General features: G+C 42.1%; 13 protein-coding genes. 8 read left to right on the plus strand and 5 right to left on the minus strand.

Going from position 1 to position 17,569, the window contains the following annotated elements; all coding sequences use genetic code 11:
* Positions 1–161: 161 nt before the first annotated feature.
* A complete protein-coding gene (locus tag K6V30_RS05915) occupies positions 162–665 on the minus strand; it encodes an RNA polymerase sigma factor (RefSeq protein ID WP_010536190.1) in 504 nt (167 codons plus the stop codon).
* A gap of 258 nt (positions 666–923) precedes the next feature.
* Here K6V30_RS05915 and glsA point away from each other — a divergent pair, with 258 nt between their 5' ends.
* Positions 924–1,742, plus strand: a complete 819-nt coding sequence (glsA, locus tag K6V30_RS05920) for a lyso-glycine lipid O-acyltransferase GlsA (RefSeq protein WP_010536191.1) — start codon at positions 924–926, stop codon at positions 1,740–1,742.
* Between the two features lie 24 nt (positions 1,743–1,766).
* A complete protein-coding gene (glsB, locus tag K6V30_RS05925; protein ID WP_010536192.1) occupies positions 1,767–2,780 on the plus strand; it encodes a glycine N(alpha)-acyltransferase GlsB in 1,014 nt (337 codons plus the stop codon).
* Here the strand turns inward: glsB and K6V30_RS05930 are convergent.
* Positions 2,752–4,104 (minus strand): deoxyguanosinetriphosphate triphosphohydrolase, encoded by a 1,353-nt coding sequence (locus K6V30_RS05930; RefSeq protein WP_055269350.1) that lies wholly within the window; start codon positions 4,102–4,104, stop codon positions 2,752–2,754. The genes glsB and K6V30_RS05930 overlap by 29 nt on opposite strands.
* 124 nt (positions 4,105–4,228) lie before the next feature.
* Between K6V30_RS05930 and dut the strand changes: the two genes are divergently transcribed.
* The 6 genes from dut to K6V30_RS05960 all read left to right on the plus strand — a co-directional run bounded on the left by dut (position 4,229) and on the right by K6V30_RS05960 (position 14,061).
* Positions 4,229–4,663, plus strand: a complete 435-nt coding sequence (dut, locus tag K6V30_RS05935) for a dUTP diphosphatase (RefSeq protein WP_010536194.1) — start codon at positions 4,229–4,231, stop codon at positions 4,661–4,663.
* Positions 4,664–4,697: 34 nt separating this feature from the next.
* Positions 4,698–6,449 carry a tetratricopeptide repeat protein gene (locus tag K6V30_RS05940; RefSeq protein WP_022301417.1) on the plus strand — a complete coding sequence of 584 codons (1,752 nt, stop codon included), beginning with the start codon at positions 4,698–4,700 and terminating at the stop codon, positions 6,447–6,449.
* A complete protein-coding gene (lolB1, locus tag K6V30_RS05945; RefSeq protein WP_055269351.1) occupies positions 6,446–7,009 on the plus strand; it encodes a lipoprotein insertase outer membrane protein LolB1 in 564 nt (187 codons plus the stop codon). The genes K6V30_RS05940 and lolB1 overlap by 4 nt, the downstream gene beginning before the upstream one ends.
* Positions 7,006–8,313: a murein hydrolase activator EnvC family protein gene (locus K6V30_RS05950; RefSeq protein WP_010536197.1), complete on the plus strand. Its 1,308-nt coding sequence runs from the start codon at positions 7,006–7,008 to the stop codon at positions 8,311–8,313. Before lolB1 ends, K6V30_RS05950 begins: the two co-directional genes overlap by 4 nt.
* A 23-nt stretch (positions 8,314–8,336) precedes the next feature.
* Complete coding sequence (locus K6V30_RS05955; RefSeq protein WP_055269352.1) at positions 8,337–12,374, plus strand: hybrid sensor histidine kinase/response regulator transcription factor; 4,038 nt, start codon at positions 8,337–8,339, stop codon at positions 12,372–12,374.
* A gap of 589 nt (positions 12,375–12,963) precedes the next feature.
* Entirely contained in the window at positions 12,964–14,061 is a 1,098-nt protein-coding gene (locus K6V30_RS05960; protein ID WP_010536199.1) for a glycoside hydrolase family 43 protein, read from the plus strand.
* Here K6V30_RS05960 and K6V30_RS05965 read toward each other — a convergent pair.
* From K6V30_RS05965 to K6V30_RS05975, 3 genes are all read right to left on the minus strand, one after another.
* Complete coding sequence (locus tag K6V30_RS05965) at positions 14,048–14,893, minus strand: FAD:protein FMN transferase (protein ID WP_055269353.1); 846 nt, start codon at positions 14,891–14,893, stop codon at positions 14,048–14,050. The genes K6V30_RS05960 and K6V30_RS05965 overlap by 14 nt on opposite strands.
* Positions 14,894–14,976: 83 nt before the next feature.
* Positions 14,977–15,684 (minus strand): DUF3823 domain-containing protein, encoded by a 708-nt coding sequence (locus K6V30_RS05970; protein WP_022301413.1) that lies wholly within the window; start codon positions 15,682–15,684, stop codon positions 14,977–14,979.
* A 20-nt stretch (positions 15,685–15,704) separates the two neighbouring features.
* Positions 15,705–17,567 carry a RagB/SusD family nutrient uptake outer membrane protein gene (locus K6V30_RS05975; protein WP_055269354.1) on the minus strand — a complete coding sequence of 621 codons (1,863 nt, stop codon included), beginning with the start codon at positions 17,565–17,567 and terminating at the stop codon, positions 15,705–15,707.
* Positions 17,568–17,569: the final 2 nt, after the last annotated feature.

The following is a 17,569-nucleotide window of genomic DNA, read 5'->3' on the forward strand; positions in this document are numbered from 1 at the left end:
TATTGAGCGGGAGTTTTTTTCTTTCGTAAGGGAGGGGGCATGCAGAATAGATTAGCAAAAAAAGGCAGAAGAGATTGTAACTCTTCTGCCTTAAACTAATACAATTAAAAATCTGCACTAAAATATCTAATTTGGAATTGATAAATAATATAGTTAAAGGTTTAGCGAAAATCTTTCAGTTCTTCCTGCAGTTTCTGGCGGGTGAAGAAGATACGGCTTTTCACGGTGCCTAGCGGGAGGTTCAGCTTTTCGGCAATTTCGCGGTATTTGAAGCCGGAAACGTGCATAGCGAACGGAACTCTGTATTCTTTAGGGAGTGCATTGACTACCCGGTGCATCTCTTTCAGGTCGTACGTTCTTTCCGTACTTTCAAAACCGGCATCCTGCGGTAAATTCAGATGATAAAGATTATCTGTCTGATCAATGAATGTCTGGTCGCGAACTACTTTACGGTAATTGTTGATGAAGATATTGCGCATAATGGTATACATCCATCCTTTAAAATTTGTGTCGGGCATATATTTGTCCTCGTTATCTAATGCTTTGAGTGATGTCTCCTGCAACAAATCGTTTGCTTCTTCGCGGTCGGTTGTCAGTTTGTATGCGAAACGGAGCAGTTCTTCCTGTACTCCTACTAAATCTTTTCTGAAGCTTAAACTTTTCATATACGTTGCTTTTAAAAAGTGAATATTCGTTTGTTTTTTTCGGTGATGCAAGTTTACGGCATTTTTGAGAATGGAATAGGGGATGAACCGACAAAATTTAGGGGAAAAACTATCAGCGGATAGTTTTTAGGTTATATTTGATAGTTTTTGGGTGTCCTTTTTTCAGGTTGAGAACTTAAATCCTGCATTTTCTGCCAAATTATTGCGATTAATAAAAAAGAACCGTTAATTTTGTGGCATCATTTTTATTTGAAAAGAATGACTGATGACTCTTTATTTTTAATCGATGTCGATAAGATACTTCGGACGAAAGCTCCGAAGCAATATAAGTACATCCCTAAGTTTGTGGTTTCTTATTTGAAGAAAATTGTTCATCAGGACGAGATTAATGTGTTCCTGAATGAATCGAAAGATAAACTGGGAGTGGATTTCCTTGAGGCATGCATGGAGTTCCTTGATGCGAAGGTGGAGGTGAAAGGTCTTGAGAACCTGCCTGTAGACGGTTTGTATACCTTTGTGTCCAATCATCCGCTGGGAGGGCAGGATGGAGTAGCACTCGGCTATGTGCTGGGACGCCATTATAATGGGAAAGTAAAGTATCTGGTGAATGACCTGCTGATGAATTTGCGTGGTTTGGCTCCTCTTTGTGTTCCTATTAATAAGACGGGAAAGCAGGCAAAAGACTTTCCTAAGATGGTGGAAGCCGGATTTCAGTCTGACGACCAGATGATCATGTTTCCTGCGGGGCTTTGCTCGCGGCGTCAGAACGGAGTGATCCGGGATCTGGAATGGAAGAAAACATTCATTATAAAAAGCATACAGGCGAAGCGAGACGTAGTTCCCGTGCATTTTGGCGGCAGAAACTCTGATTTCTTCTACAATCTGGCGAATGTTTGTAAGGCATTGGGTATTAAATTCAATATCGCTATGCTGTATCTGGCGGATGAGATGTTTAAGAACCGTCACAAAACCTTTACTGTCACTTTTGGTAAACCGATTCCCTGGCAGACTTTCGATAAGTCGAAGACTCCTGCTCAGTGGGCGGAGTATGTGAAGGACATTGTATATAAACTGTAACTGATAGAACACTATAACAAGAATATGGAAGAGATTATTAAACCGGTAAGCAAAGAACTGCTGAAAGCAGAGTTGACAGAAGATAGGCGCTTGCGAATGACCAATAAAAGTAATAATCAGATTTATATTATTACCCATCAGAATGCTCCTAATGTGATGCGTGAAATTGGTCGTTTGAGGGAAATTGCCTTTCGTGCTGCGGGTGGAGGAACAGGCATGTCGATGGATATCGACGAATATGATACCATGGAACACCCATATAAGCAGTTGATCGTATGGAATCCGGAAGCGGAAGAAATATTAGGTGGTTACCGGTATTTGCTTGGAACGGATGTGCGCTTTGATGAAGCAGGTGCGCCTATTCTGGCTACTTCTCACATGTTCCATTTCTCGAATGCGTTTATTAAGGAATATCTGCCTCAGACAATTGAACTGGGGCGTTCTTTTGTAACGTTGGAATATCAGTCTACACGTGCCGGCAGTAAGGGCTTATTCGCTTTGGATAATCTGTGGGATGGATTGGGGGCACTGACGGTCGTAATGCCGAATGTGAAGTATTTCTTTGGTAAGGTGACCATGTATCCCAGTTATCATCGCCGTGGACGCGATATGATTCTGTATTTCCTTAAAAAGCATTTTTATGATCGGGAAAAGCTGGTTACACCGATGAAACCGTTGATTTTGGAAACTTCTGATGAGGAATTGAAAGCTTTGTTCTGCAAGGATACCTTTAAAGAAGATTATAAGATATTGAATACGGAGATACGCAAACTGGGGTATAATATACCACCGTTGGTGAATGCCTATATGAGCTTAAGTCCTACTATGCGTATGTTCGGGACAGCTATCAACTATGAATTTGGTGATGTGGAAGAGACTGGTATTCTGATTGCTGTGGATGAAATCCTTGAAGATAAGCGAATCAGACACATCCAGACGTTTATAGAGAGTCATCCGGATGCGCTGAAGATGCCTTGTGAGAGCGAAGGAGTGTTTACTCCTAAGGTTGTTACACCGCAGGAAGGCTGTTGCCATTAATTTTCCGGTAAAGATCGAGCGCAAAGACATCGGTCATTCCAGATATATAATCAAGTACCGCCTGTATTCTTTCGTAGAGTACGGGCGATTTTATGTTATATTGGTCGGAAACGCGGTTGGTTAAAAGTTCGGAGTAGGCTTTCTCTTTTCCGGGTAGGGTGACAGCGTCTACCATTAGTTCCAGTAAGGTGCTGATTATGCGGAAGCCGGCCAGTTCAATGTCCAGGACGTCCTGCGAACGGTATATCCTTTTCAGGGATATTTCCGCACAATGGTTATAGGCGGCTGCCGGATCTTCGGAGATATGTTTGATAAGTGGCCCTTCGAAAGTGCCAGCCAGTATCTCTTGCTCGTGTTCCAGAAAGACACGGGTACACTCACGGACTAATAATCCGATAACGGAAGAACGCAGATAGGCGATCTGTTCATTGGTGTCGTTGACAATTTGGAAGGTGCTTCGAAGGCGTGACCGCCGGTCCTCGGAGAAAAAAGACATCAAAAGTTCCTTTGTTTCATCTGTCGTGAGGATCTTTAACTTGTGGGCGTCTTCGATGTCCATCATTTGATAACAGATGTCGTCTGCGGCTTCCACCAGATATACTAGCGGGTGTCGGGCGTACTTTAACGGATGTTTACTAAGCTGGATAAGGCCCAAGTCTGTCGCGATTTTGCGATAGCTCTCTTCCTCGCTGACAAAGAAGCCGAATTTAGATTTTTTGCCGGCAAGGCTCGATGAAAAGGGGTATTTTACGATGGAAGCAAGTGTTGTATATGTTAATACAAACCCTCCTCTGCGACGTCCTTCAAACTGATGGGTCAGTATGCGGAAAGCGTTCGCATTTCCTTCAAAATGTGTCAAATCTTCCCATTCCATCGGAGAAAGTTGCTCTCCGTCCGGTTGCTTTTCTTGTAGTCTTTGCCCTTTTCCCTCAGAAAAGAAAGTCGAGATAGCCCGTTCGCCGGAATGTCCGAAAGGCGGATTGCCTAGGTCGTGTGCCAGACAAGCAGCCGATACAATGGAGCCGATTTCCGGCAAGAAAGAACTTTCAAGTTCCGGTTGACGCTCTAAAATAGCTTTTGCTACATCATTGCCTAAAGACCGCCCTACGCAGGACACTTCAAGGCTGTGTGTTAGCCGGTTGTGTACGAAAATACTACCGGGTAGCGGGAATACTTGTGTTTTGTTCTGCAGACGGCGGAACGGTGCGGAAAATATGAGCCGGTCATAGTCCCGTTGGAACTCTGAACGGTTCTCTTGCCGTTCTTCGTGGAATTCTTCCATCCCGAAGCGTTTGGCTGATATTAGTTGATTCCAGTTCATCATTTTATTTACTATTTCACAGGTTACAGTTTGCAAATTGGTTGTTACCACATTATTTAACTGCAAACTTAACTAATTTTCAGTTCAAAATGTGTATTTTCGCCCGTTAAATAGTAAACATGCATTTATGAACGTTCAAGTAATCAATAAATCGAAGCATTCGCTTCCGGCTTATGCCACTGAATTATCTGCAGGAATGGATATCCGTGCTAATCTTTCTGAACCTATCACATTGGCGCCATTGCAGCGTTGCCTGGTGCCGACTGGAATCTATATTGCTCTTCCACAAGGATTTGAAGCCCAGATTCGTCCCCGTAGTGGGCTGGCTATCAAAAAAGGCATTACTGTACTCAATTCTCCGGGAACAATTGATGCGGATTATCGCGGAGAAATCTGTATCATTCTGATCAACCTTTCTTCCGAATCTTTTGTGATCGAGGATGGAGAGCGTATTGCCCAGATGGTGATTGCAAAGCATGAGCAAGCGGTATGGCAGGAAGTGGAAGTGCTGGATGAGACAGAGCGCGGAGCAGGGGGCTTCGGGCATACAGGACGAGGATAAGTACCGACGAGGATAAGTACCATAAAAAGAGAAAATGAATAAGAAAAATATTATATGGCTTTTGGTTGCTGTATGGACATTGGTTTCGTGCGGAACGGTGAAAAATGCAAAAGAAAAGCCAGCTGTCGTTTTGGCGCAGTCTTCACTAACGCCCGAACAGCAGCGGAAATATGACTATTTCTTTCTGGAAGCCATGCGCTTGAAAGAGAAGAAAGATTATGCGTCTGCTTTCGGATTGTTGCAGCATTGTCTGGATATTCACCCGAATGCGGCTTCTGCACTTTATGAGGTTTCACAGTATTATATGTTCCTCCGCCAGGTGCCGCAAGGACAGGAGGCGCTGGAAAAAGCGGTGGCAAGTGCTCCGGATAACTATTGGTATAGTCAGGGACTGGCATCGCTGTATCAGCAGCAGAATGAATTGGATAAAGCTATCACTCTGCTGGAACAGATGGCAGTGCGTTTTCCGGGAAAACAGGACCCGCTTTTCAATCTTCTGGACTTGTATGGGAGACAAGAGAAGTATGATGAAGTCATATCTACATTGAACCGTCTTGAAAAGCACATGGGCAAGAATGAACAGTTGTCTATGGAGAAGTTCCGGATCTACCTTCAGATGAAGGATGACAAGAAAGCTTTTCAGGAAATAGAAAGTCTGGTACAGGAATATCCGATGGACATGCGTTATCAGGTAATATTGGGTGACGTATATCTTCAGAATGGTAAGAAGCAGGAAGCTTATGACGTTTATCAGAAGGTGCTGGCTGCAGAACCGGATAATCCGATGGCTATCTTTTCGATGGCTTCTTACTACAAACAGACGGGGCAGGAGGGGCTTTATCAGCAGCAACTGGATACTTTATTGCTGAATAAGAAGGTAACACCTGATACTAAAGTGAACGTCATGCGCCAGATGATTGTGGAAAATGAACAGGCTGATAAAGACAGTACGCAAATCATAGCTCTGTTTGACCGGATCATGAAGCAGGAGCAGGATGATCCACAAATCCCGATGCTTTATGCGCAATATCTGTTGTCGAAGAATATGGAGGCAGAGTCAGTTCCTGTTTTGGAACAAGTGGTTGACTTAGACCCTACTAATAAAGCTGCTCGTATGATGTTGGTTGGAACTGCCGTAAGAAAAGAGGATTACAAGCAGATCATTAAGGTTTGCGAGCCGGGTATTGAAGCGACTCCGGATGCGCTGGAATTTTATTATTATCTGGCCATTGCCTATAATCAGGCAGAACAGCCGGATAGTGTGGTCAGTATTTGTAAGAGAGCACTGGAACATACGACAGCTGACAGCAAGAAGGAGGTCGTCTCAGACTTCTATTCTATTTTGGGTGATATGTATCATACTCAGAAACAGATGAAGGAGGCTTATGCTGCTTATGACTCAGCACTGGTCTACAATCCTTCCAACATTGGTGCGTTGAACAACTATGCTTATTACTTGTCAGTAGAGCGCCGTGATCTGGATAAAGCGGAAGAAATGAGTTACAAGACTGTAAAGGCAGAACCGAATAATGCTACTTATCTGGATACATATGCATGGATTCTTTTTGAAAAGGGAAATTATGCGGAAGCTCGTATTTACATAGATAATGCCATGAAAAGTGATGATGAAAAGAGTGATGTGATCGTAGAACATTGCGGGGATATCTATTATATGACTGGAGATGTGGATGGCGCGCTTTCCTATTGGAAGAAAGCACTGGAGATGGGCAGTGAGTCGAAAACATTGAAACAGAAAATAGAAAAGAAAAAATACATTGCAGAATGAGAAGAATCGCTTATTTTTTGTTGATTGCAGTCGTATTGGCAGGTTGTAAAAGCTCAAAGCATCTGACGACAACGGTGCCGGAAGTGACGGCGCCCAGTTATCTGGCTTCCAAACTCCAGCTGACAATTCCAAGTAAGAACGGAAGTATGTCAGTTGGCGGTACCATGAAGATGAAAAGTCATGAACGGGTACAGATCTCCTTATTGATGCCCATTATCCGTACGGAAGTGGCGCGCATTGAGGTTACTCCCTCCGAACTGTTGTTTGTCGACCGGATGAATAAGCGGTTTGTACGTGCAACCAAGAGTGAGCTGAAAGAAATATTGTCGAAGAACGTAGAATTTTCTCAGTTGGAGAAACTGCTGACAGATGCTTCCCGTCCCGGTGGAAAGACGGAACTATCCGGAAAAGATTTGGGAATCCCCAAATTGGAGAAAGCAAAAGTACAATTATATGAGTTTTCGACCAAAGAAGTGTCGATCACTCCGACCGAACTGACTTCCAGATACCGTCAGGTTTCTTTGGAAGAGCTAATGAAAATGTTGATGACTTTATTATGAAAAAACGCCTCTTTGTAATTCTGATAAGCAGCCTTTGGCTGGCAATTCCGCTTTCTGCCCAATCGAATAAGTTGATTCGTGAGTTGGAGAGTAAGCGCGGTGCGCTGCAGAAGCAGATCGCCGAGACGGAGTCGATTTTGCAGAATACAAAGAAGGATGTAGGCAGTCAGTTGAATGGTCTGGCGGCATTGACGGGACAGATTGAGGAGCGGAAACGTTATATACTTGCCATCAATAATGATGTGGAGAGTATCGAACGTGAATTAGTATCCCTGAACCGTCAGTTGAATAGTCTTGAAAAGGATCTGAAAGAGAAAAAGAAGAAGTACGAAGCTTCTGTTCAGTATCTCTATAAGAATAAATCAATTGAAGAAAAGCTGATGTTTATTTTCTCTGCCAAGAATTTGGGGCAAACCTATCGTCGTTTACGTTATGTGCGCGAATATGCTACCTATCAGCGTTTGCAGGGAGAAGAAATCTTAAAAAAACAGGAGCAGATACGGAAGAAAAAAGCGGAACGTGAGCAAGTGAAAGCTGCCAAGGAGGGATTGCTGAAAGAACGTGAGAACGAAAAGGCGAAACTCGAGGCTCAGGAGAAAGAGAAGCGTACGCTGGTGGCCAATCTGCAAAAGAAACAGAAAGGGCTGCAGAGCGAGGTGAATAAGAAGAGACGGGAGGCAAATCAACTGAATGCCCGTATCGACCGATTGATCGCAGAAGAAATAGAACGCGCCCGCAAACGTGCTCAGGAAGAGGCTCGCCGAGAAGCGGCAGCCCGTAAGAAGGCGGATGCTAAGGACAAAACTTCCTCCGGAACCGGAACAGTTGCCAGACCGAAGTCGGAACCATTGGATGCTTTTACGATGAGTAAGGCGGATCGTGAGCTGTCCGGTAGCTTTGTTGCTAACCGTGGAAAACTTCCGATGCCCATATCCGGACCTTACATCATAACCAGCCGTTATGGACAGTACGCTGTTGAAGGACTTCGTAATGTGAAGCTGGACAACAAAGGAATTGATATTCAAGGAAAGCCGGGGGCACAGGCTCGTGCCATCTTTGATGGTAAGGTAGCAGCTGTGTTCCAGTTGAACGGACTATTTAATGTTCTGATCCGGCATGGTAATTATATTTCCGTTTACTGTAATCTTTCTTCTGCTTCGGTGAAGTCCGGTGATACAGTGAGTACAAAGCAGGCTATCGGACAGATATTTTCTGATGGCGCAGATAACGGACGAACGGTATTGCATTTCCAGTTGCGCAGAGAGAAAGAAAAATTGAATCCGGAACCTTGGTTGAATCGTTAATCTAAATATAAGACACACTTAGTATGAAGTTAACAAAAATACTGATACTTTTACTGGCCTTTTGGCTCGAACCATTGTCTGCATCTCCCTATTTCTCCTTTAAGAAATATCAGGTGGAAGATGGCTTGTCACATAATACGGTATGGTGTGCTATACAGGATAGTTATGGATTTATCTGGCTGGGCACCAGTGACGGTCTGAACCGCTATGACGGTCGGGGCAACAAAGTTTATCGGAATGTCTTGAACGATAAATTCTCATTGGAGAACAACTTCGTTGAAGCGTTGATTGAGGAAGATCAGAATATATGGGTCGGAACTAACTCCGGACTGTATATTTATGATCGGGCAACGGACCGTTTCTCTTATTTCGATAAGACTACTCAGTACGGTGTATACGTCAGTAGTGAGATCAAGAAGATTATAAAGACAGAGAACGGGCTTCTTTGGATTGCCACGTTAGGACAGGGGCTTTTTATTTATGATCCCAAGACTGAGGTGTTGACTCAGAATAGCATTCAGACTTCTTTTGTCTGGGATGTTTGCCAAAGTTATGATAAGAAGAAAGTATATGCTTCTTCACTTCAGGAAGGGCTACTTTGTTTCGATGAAAACGGTAAATTTCTGCAATCGTATAGAGTTTCATCAGATGTGAATTCTCCGGATAGTTACAAGATCAATTGCGTGTTGGATATCGAGGGAGAAGTATGGTTGGGAGCAGGTAACAATTTGCTAGGGAGGTTGAATCATGAAACCGGAATCATTGAGAATTATATGGCTCCTTCGTTGAATTTCGGTGCGGTTCGCAGCCTGCTCAAATATACAGAGAATGAATTGCTGGTAGGAACCGATAACGGACTCTATCTATTCAATCGTGAGTTGAAAACTTTTCTTCGTGCAGATAATCCGGCTGATCCGAGAAGTTTAAGTGACCAGACCATCAACGGTATGATGTGGGATGCGGAAGGTGCTCTATGGATATTGACGAACTTGGGCGGTATCAACTACATGTCTAAACAGACCAAACGTTTTGATTACTATTCCCCCGCTTATCTGTCGGGGATACCGGGAGCGGGAGAGGTGGTCGGACCATTCTGTGAAAATAAGGACGGAAACATCTGGATTGGTACCCAGAGTGGTTTATATTTCTTCAATGCCGTTACACGGGAACTTTCGGAGCATCCTATCGGAGGCGTAAAGGGGCAGAAATACGATATTCGTTCTTTGATGCTAGACGGTGATTGTCTCTGGATTGGTACTTATGCCGAGGGAATACGTGTTCTTAATCTGCGTACCGGTTCGATAAAAGAATATACACATTCTCGGGGAATCCCCAATACGATTTGTAGTAATGATGTGTTGTGCATGTATAAGGATCGGAAAGGTGAAATCTTCGTCGGAACAAGCTGGGGCTTATGCCGGTATAATCCGGATGCCGACAATTTTATGACTATCACCAGTATCGGTTCTATGATCTCCGTTGGCGATATATATGAGGATATGTACAACAATCTGTGGATAGCAACTACCAATAGCGGTGTGTTCTCCTATAATACCCTCAGCGGACATTGGAAACATTTCCAGCATGAACGGGAAGATTCGACTACCATTACCAGTAACTCGGTTATCACCGTGTTTGAGGACAATAAAGGGGTGATGTGGTTTGGCACGAATGGGGGAGGATTATGTTCCTTCGACCCTAAAACAGAAGCATTCATCGAATTTGATTCTTCACTTCCCAACAAAGTGATCTACTCCATTGAACAAGATCAGACGGGGGACTTCTGGATATCCAGTAATGCGGGGATTTTCAAAATTAATCCAATATCTAAAGCTCATTTCCGGCAGTTCACGATTAATGATGGCTTGCAGGGAAATCAATTTATGGCACGGTCTTCTTTAAGATCCTCCGAAGGCAAATTGTATTTTGGCGGAATTAATGGTTTTAATGTTTTCCAGCCGGAGCGTTTTGTCGATAATGCCTACATTCCTCCGGTATACGTGACTGATATCCGTCTGTCTTATCTGAATGATGAACAGGAAGTGAAGAAACTGCTTCAACTGGGAAAACCGGTTTATATGGCTGACAAGATAACCTTGTCTTATGAAAATAATAGTTTCACGATTCGTTTTGTGGCACTTAGTTATGAAGACCCGGCAAGAAACAGATATTCTTATATATTGAAAGGGGTCGATAAGGAATGGATTACCAATTCCGAGAACAACTCCGCTTCTTACACCAATCTGCCTCCCGGAGAATACGAGTTTGAAGTACGCGGCTCTAATAATGATCATCAGTGGAACGAGAAAACCACTACTCTGAAGGTAGTGATTACTCCCCCTTGGTGGCGTAGTTCTTTCGCTTATTTTATTTATATCCTCCTGCTGATGGGGTGGATTGCCTGGATTGCCTGGCGTTGGAATCTCCGTGTCAAGCACAAATACAAACGTCGGATGGAGAAATACCAGATTGCTAAAGAACAGGAAGTTTATAAATCAAAGATCGGCTTCTTTATTAATTTGGTACATGAGATACGTACCCCTCTCAGTCTGATACGTTTGCCTCTTGAAAAGCTGCAAGAGATAGAGCATGAAGGAAAAGAAGCGAAATATCTGTCTGTGATAGATAAGAATGTGAATTACCTTTTAGGCATTACGAATCAGCTGCTCGACTTTCAGAAGATGGAAAACGGAGCTTTGCAATTGAATTTGGTGAGCTGTGATATAAAGGAGCTTGTGAATGATATATATAGCCAGTTCACTAGTCCTGCGGAGTTGAAAGGTATTGAATTGGTGTTGACGGTACCCGATCAGGAATTGGTATCGATGGTTGATCGGGAAAAGCTGAGTAAGATCTTGGTGAACCTGATAAGTAATGCTATCAAATATGCCCGTGCACGCATTGATTTGAAACTTGTGGCAAATGATGCGGGGTATGAAATATATGTGAGTGATGATGGTCGTGGAGTACCTGACTCGCAGAAAGAGAAAATATTTGAAGCTTTCTATCAGATGCCGGATGACAAGGTAGCCACGGCAACAGGTACTGGTATCGGATTGGCTTTTGCAAAATCTCTGGCAGAGGCTCATCAAGGTAGCCTTCGTCTTGAAGATAACGAACCGCAAGGCTCTTCGTTTGTGTTATCTCTTCCTTTGAACAAGGAGGCGGTAGAAGAAACTACCGACATCGTTGAGGTACATTCTGAAAGTGAGGGGACGACAGAGAATATTTCTTCGGAATTCTCGGGAAAGAAATTCACTGTATTGTTGGTGGAAGACAATGTCGAACTATTGAACCTGACACGCGATTCATTGCTGGCTTGGTTCCGTGTGCTGAAAGCTTCGAATGGACGTGCAGCTCTTGAGATACTTGAACAAGAAAGTGTAGATGTTATAGTCAGTGATGTCATGATGCCGGAAATGAACGGTTTGGAACTCTGTAGTAAAGTAAAATCTGAAATAGATTACTCACATATTCCGGTTATTCTGCTGACGGCAAAAACAACCTTAGAGTCTAAGGTGGAAGGCCTTGAATGTGGAGCCGATGTGTATATAGAGAAGCCATTCTCTATCAAGCAACTGCACAAGCAGATTGAGAACCTGCTCCGGTTGAGGCAGTCTTTCCATAAGTTGATGGCTAGTTTATCCGGAAATGCGACTCAGACTTCAGCAGAGCTTGCGATGTCTCAGAGAGACTGTGAATTTGTTGCTAAGATACAGGAAGTCATTGCCGACCAGCTGGCAGACGAGAACTTCTCCATTGATACTCTTGCAGAGCAAATGAACATGAGCCGTTCTAATTTCTATCGAAAGATAAAGGCATTGTCGGGTATGTCGCCCAATGATTACCTGAAGGCTCTGCGTATGAATAAGGCGGCTGAATTAATCCGGGGAGGTACACGTATTTCTGAGGTTGCGGCACAGGTAGGATTTACTTCCTCCTCCTATTTTGCCAAATGTTTCAAGGTACAATATGGTGTTCTTCCTAAGGAATATATTAGCCAGCTTTTGAATTCAGGAGAATCAGCAGAGATTTCTTCGGATGCTGATCCTAAAGTCTGATTCTGGTCTGTTAATGAAAGATGGGGCAGGACTTGACAAACCGTTTTTTATATTGTATATTTGTAAGTAGCAACAGACTGTAAATTCGATAAGATTGATAATATAGATGGAAAATTAGTATATTTAAGTATAATATAATAACAGATGGCATGCATTTCTGCTTCGGGTAATGCTTGCTGATTGGTCTGCTACAAGCTAAGGGCTGTGATTCTTTATAGGGATTACAGCCCTTTTTGTTGCTAAAAAGTGATATTTATTCCTGTAGGAAAGATATGAATGTTTATAATAAACTTGGATACCGTTTATAATAAACGATGAAAGAATTTATTAATAAACGATTGGATATGAACGTAGCATAGGTTGATATTTTTTAAATAAATACTAGCGCTGACTTCAAAATATTCTTTTTGTCTTTGATGATATAATGTTTTTTATTTACAGAGAATCTTTTCTCTTTTTGTGTCAATTATCTGAACAGATTGTGGCATGACGGAAGAATGATATTCTAAATTCGATTTTTATTTTCGCTTTGTTAACGGTTAATGGAAAAAAAGTCTTTTCTTTGTATCATCTTAAAAATAATGTAACTATGAGAATCTATTTATGCCTGTTATCCTTCTCTGTTCTGTTGAACATTTCTTGTAATTCCAAACATGCCGGGAAGACAGAAGATGCTGAAAAAGATACTTATGTCAATCCATTGTTTACGGAAGGCCCTAATCCAAATGCGATTTACCATGATGGAAAATATTATTATACCCATGAGACCAATGATCAAATATTCTTATGGGTAACTACCGACATTACTGACATGCCCCGCTCCACCTGTAAGGAAGTTTGGGTACCCAAAGATCCTTCAAACTCTTATCATCTCTGGAATCCTGAAATCCGAAATATCGATGGCAAATGGTATATCTATTTTGCGGCTGATGACGGGAATACGGATAATCACCAAATTTATGTGATTGAAAATGACTCTCCTGATCCAATGCAAGGGGAGTTTCGTATGAAAGGAGCGATCATGACCAATCCGGAATGGAATTGGGGGATACATCCTTCCACTTTTGAGCATAAAGGGGAACTTTATCTTCTGTGGTCAGGCTGGCCTAATCGCAGAATTGGCAGTGAAACACAATGCATTTATATAGCCCGAATGGAAAATCCCTGGACATTGGCTACGAAAAGAGTCATGATCTCGCAGCCGGAATATGAATGGGAACGGCAATGGATTAATCCGGATGGCGGACGGACGGCTTATCCGATTTATGTGAATGAAAGCCCTCAGTATTTCCATTCCAAGGATAATCAAACGGTGATTGTATACTATTCAGCCAGTGGTTGTTGGTCTCCCTATTATTGTACCGGAATGTTGACTGCCGATGCGGACAGTGATTTGTTGAACCCTGCTTCTTGGAAGAAAAGTCCTGTTCCTGTATTTCAGCAGAAGCCGGAAGATGGAGTATACGGACCGGCTGGTCTTTCGTTTATACCTTCGCCCGATGGAACAGAATGGTATGTGTTATATCAGGCGAGGAGCATCCCGAGTGGGAATACAGGAGAGTCGGAAACCCGTAATCCACGATTGCAGAAGATAGGATGGGATGCTAACGGAATGCCGGATTTGGGTATTCCTCTTCCTGTGAATACTCCGTTGCCTAAGCCATCCGGTACGGTTACAAATCAATAATTATTGAGGGAAGAAACTCGGCCGTTAGTACTTTGCGTTGTTCTTGATTTGCCACAAATAGACTGGTTGAAAGAACTTCGCCTGTTGTTCCATCGTTTGTTACTACAGCTACTTGTCTGACTCCTTCCAGTGGCTGGCCACTCCAAGGAGAAATAATGTGTTTACGCTCACATGAGTCATTACGGGAAGTGGTCAGGCATTCATTGTTGAGGAGTATAGACTGGTCTTTGTCGCTTTGGACACTATTTGTCTGATTTCTAAAGCCTACTTTCCATCCCATACCGGAAGGATGGTTGCCCAAAGCGAGTATAGAACTGTTTCCTATGCTTATCAAAGCATTTCCTATTCTATGAGTATTTACTATTTCCTTGATTCTGTCCAAAGCATAGCCCTTAAGAAATCCTGATAGATTTATGGCAGTACCTGCTTGGTGGAAGAAGATGCTTGATGCTTCAGGTGATAGATGTATTGAATGTATTGTATCTTGGTTATAGTTCTCCGAATGAATGGTGATGTCGAAACATCCTATTGTTTTTTTATGATATTCTATGCACAGCGCGATCATCGAAAAGAGAGACTGGCTTATCACAACGGGAGTTGTAGAAGCTGCCTGATTGACTAAAGCCAGTTCACTTGAAGGATCATAATAATTGGCTGTTCTTTCCAGTTGGCAGAGCGTGTCGTATATATGATTGACTGCAGACATTAATTCTTTCTCCGATTTCTGACAACTGAGTATGATATCTACGCGTGTATGCATGGATGAGAACCAGGCATAGAGAAGCCCGTCGTTGTCATGTGTCTTATATATATGCTGAATGGTATGCTGCATTTATTCTTTATTGATATATTAATAAGATGAGGTTGTGCCAACGTTTTGACACAACCTCTCATTTATCATATATAGAATTTATTCTATTTAAGTCTGAATACTTCCGAATATATTCCTTGATCAGAGCCTTGGGGCCATAGACAAATACGTCCAAATAATGTCCCCCTTTTTAAAGCTGTTTGAAACATACTATTATTACTATAGTCTCTAGTGGCAAAAGTATATATTTTACCAGTTTCATCGTATTGTATAAGATCCTCTGTTTCGTCATAACGATCTACATTATGTTCAGCATCACTCAAAAATTGTGTGGTACTTAATAACATGATCATACGGTCAATACCAGTACCTGCTATTTTATTTACTTTAAATGAAGCATTAACCTTATTACCATTTAGAGTCATTTTAGCATCTTCTACTAAATAATAAGGAGTCACTTCAACATCTTGTGTAGCAAGTCCATTCAGCTTTATTTCAATAGTGTCACGACCTTTATCGCTCCAAGGACCATTACCAGCCTTGGTAATCAGTTGATATTCCCCATCAAAAATACAAATGGAGAACTCTCCATTCTGGTTTACAAAAACTTCTACGGGGTCATGCTTTTGATAGCCGCGCTGATATAACTGCAGTTTGACGGCTTCATTGCCACGTAATTGTAAAGCCTCTCCTTTATAAACCACACGCCCTTTTATAAAAGAAGTTGGTTCATCATAATTATCTTTTGTACAGCTCATTAATGAGAAAGCCGACAAGATGACCATTGAAAATATTTTCGATATTGTTTTCATCTTCATTTTTTCTTTTTAAGTTACTGATAAGGATTTTTCACTAACTTCGGATTATTATTAATCCAACCATTATCAATTTCTGAATAATATTGTGCGTCTGTACATTTTAACGGGCGACGCCATAAATCCAATTTTTGCATATCTTTTTCAATGAATACCCATTTCCCATCATTAGGATCACCTGAAGCAACCACCTTAAATGGCCATAATCCTAGGCGTTGTGAAGTTCTTGCTGTTGGTTCACCAGTCCATATTTTACTCGCTTCCATCCAGCGCTTCAAGTCCCACCAGCGATTACCTTCAAATGCAAATTCTACCCGATATTCATGCATGATTTTTTTATGATCAATCGTGTTTAATGGAAGAATTCCAGCCCGACTACGCACAGCATTAATATATTTCAGTGCTTCTGTATCAGTATTATTTCGTGATAGCTCCCAGCTAGCTTCAGCAGCAATCATATAAGCCTCTGCAATACGGAAATAAACATTCCACATTTCAGAACCACGTCCGATAGTACCTGCAGAAGGGGTAGCATCCAGATATTTGCGTACATAGAAACCAGTACGATTTATTTCGCGGTCATTACCACCAAAAGGCCCATTATTTGCTGTGATTAACTTCCCTTCTTCGTCATAAGAATTACGGGCTCCAGTGACTTCAGACCATGAACCATTTTCTTTTCGTAGCTGTCCTGCTTGTAATTCGATGACCTTACTGTCAAAAGTAGCTCCGGGCACAATAATGGAGCCCATCAATCGAGGGTCACGCTCCATGAATAGCTCAGTTGGTTCGGTAAAGAATTCCGGATTTTCAGGGGTGCCAATTTCAAATGGTACACTTGTTCCTTTTTGCTCTTCCGTAGCGTCAAGCGGCTCGAAGGCCTCAACTAGATTTAGTAAAACAGATAAACGGTCACTTCCTGTATCCTGCTCTATACTTTTGGGTAAGTTTCCTTTTGTAAACTGATGCGTTTGTCCTGGAGAAACATAATCACGGCACCAAATGACTTCCGTATTGCCATCTTTTTGACATACAGCTTTATAAAAATTGTCTGCATATGCTTTGTGAGTCTGTTCTGATGCTAACATTAGTTTGTAAGGTCCATTCTCTATGACATCCTTTGCTGCTGCTAGTGCTGTTTTGTAATATTCTTGAGCTTTGGAAGGAGGTATCCCCACTTCTCCGCCATTTGTGCGCAATTGCGGATGTGCTTCAGCAGTATTATAGGTCGCTAATGAAGCTGCAGTCAAAGCTGCACGTGCCTCCAGCATTTTCGCTACCCAGTAATTAGCGCGTGCGGAGTTTTTATTAGTATCCTTTGTTAACATTTTAGCCGCTTCCTGACATTCTGAAATAACATAATCGTATAAATCGGCTTCAGTAGAACGAGGTACCTGTAGAGTTGTGATATCCATACCTGGAGTATAATTGAATATCTCATCATTTATTATAGGTACACCACCCAAAGTACGTCCCATACAGAAATAAAGCCATGCACGGATATAACGTACTTCACCTATATAAGCTGTTTTCGTGGCCTCATCTACGGCGTCTGAAGGTTTAATGCCTTCTAGGAACTGATTAAGATCATGTACTAGGGTATAATCATACGTACGCCATTTGTTTCTGTCAATATTCTCGTCACTATTTGTGTCGAAATGAATTACTTCATCCAGCATCGTCCATTGATCCCAGTCATCAATGCGTTGTCCTATTGTGACACGTCCATAAAAATTAGCCAATACTGATTTAACCAATGTAGGGTCACCAAAAGTCTGATCTTGGGTTAATAATGTATCAGGCTTTGTATCCAAGAATCCACTACAACTACCTAATGATAACATTGTAGCAGTCATTATTGTATATAAATATTTTTTCATTG

This window comes from Bacteroides faecis (assembly GCF_020091505.1).
GTDB classification, from domain to species: Bacteria; Bacteroidota; Bacteroidia; order Bacteroidales; family Bacteroidaceae; genus Bacteroides; species Bacteroides faecis.

Excerpts from the sequence above, each read along its gene's own strand:
- K6V30_RS05915 (WP_010536190.1), bottom strand. The coding sequence starts at position 665 with ATGAAAAGTTTAAGCTTCAGAAAAGATTTAGTAGGAGTACAGGAAGAA.
- glsA (WP_010536191.1), top strand. The coding sequence starts at position 924 with ATGACTGATGACTCTTTATTTTTAATCGATGTCGATAAGATACTTCGG.
- glsB (WP_010536192.1), top strand. The coding sequence starts at position 1,767 with ATGGAAGAGATTATTAAACCGGTAAGCAAAGAACTGCTGAAAGCAGAG.
- K6V30_RS05930 (WP_055269350.1), bottom strand. The coding sequence starts at position 4,104 with ATGATGAACTGGAATCAACTAATATCAGCCAAACGCTTCGGGATGGAA.
- dut (WP_010536194.1), top strand. The coding sequence starts at position 4,229 with ATGAACGTTCAAGTAATCAATAAATCGAAGCATTCGCTTCCGGCTTAT.
- K6V30_RS05940 (WP_022301417.1), top strand. The coding sequence starts at position 4,698 with ATGAATAAGAAAAATATTATATGGCTTTTGGTTGCTGTATGGACATTG.
- lolB1 (WP_055269351.1), top strand. The coding sequence starts at position 6,446 with ATGAGAAGAATCGCTTATTTTTTGTTGATTGCAGTCGTATTGGCAGGT.
- K6V30_RS05950 (WP_010536197.1), top strand. The coding sequence starts at position 7,006 with ATGAAAAAACGCCTCTTTGTAATTCTGATAAGCAGCCTTTGGCTGGCA.
- K6V30_RS05955 (WP_055269352.1), top strand. The coding sequence starts at position 8,337 with ATGAAGTTAACAAAAATACTGATACTTTTACTGGCCTTTTGGCTCGAA.
- K6V30_RS05960 (WP_010536199.1), top strand. The coding sequence starts at position 12,964 with ATGAGAATCTATTTATGCCTGTTATCCTTCTCTGTTCTGTTGAACATT.
- K6V30_RS05965 (WP_055269353.1), bottom strand. The coding sequence starts at position 14,893 with ATGCAGCATACCATTCAGCATATATATAAGACACATGACAACGACGGG.
- K6V30_RS05970 (WP_022301413.1), bottom strand. The coding sequence starts at position 15,684 with ATGAAAACAATATCGAAAATATTTTCAATGGTCATCTTGTCGGCTTTC.
- K6V30_RS05975 (WP_055269354.1), bottom strand. The coding sequence starts at position 17,567 with ATGAAAAAATATTTATATACAATAATGACTGCTACAATGTTATCATTA.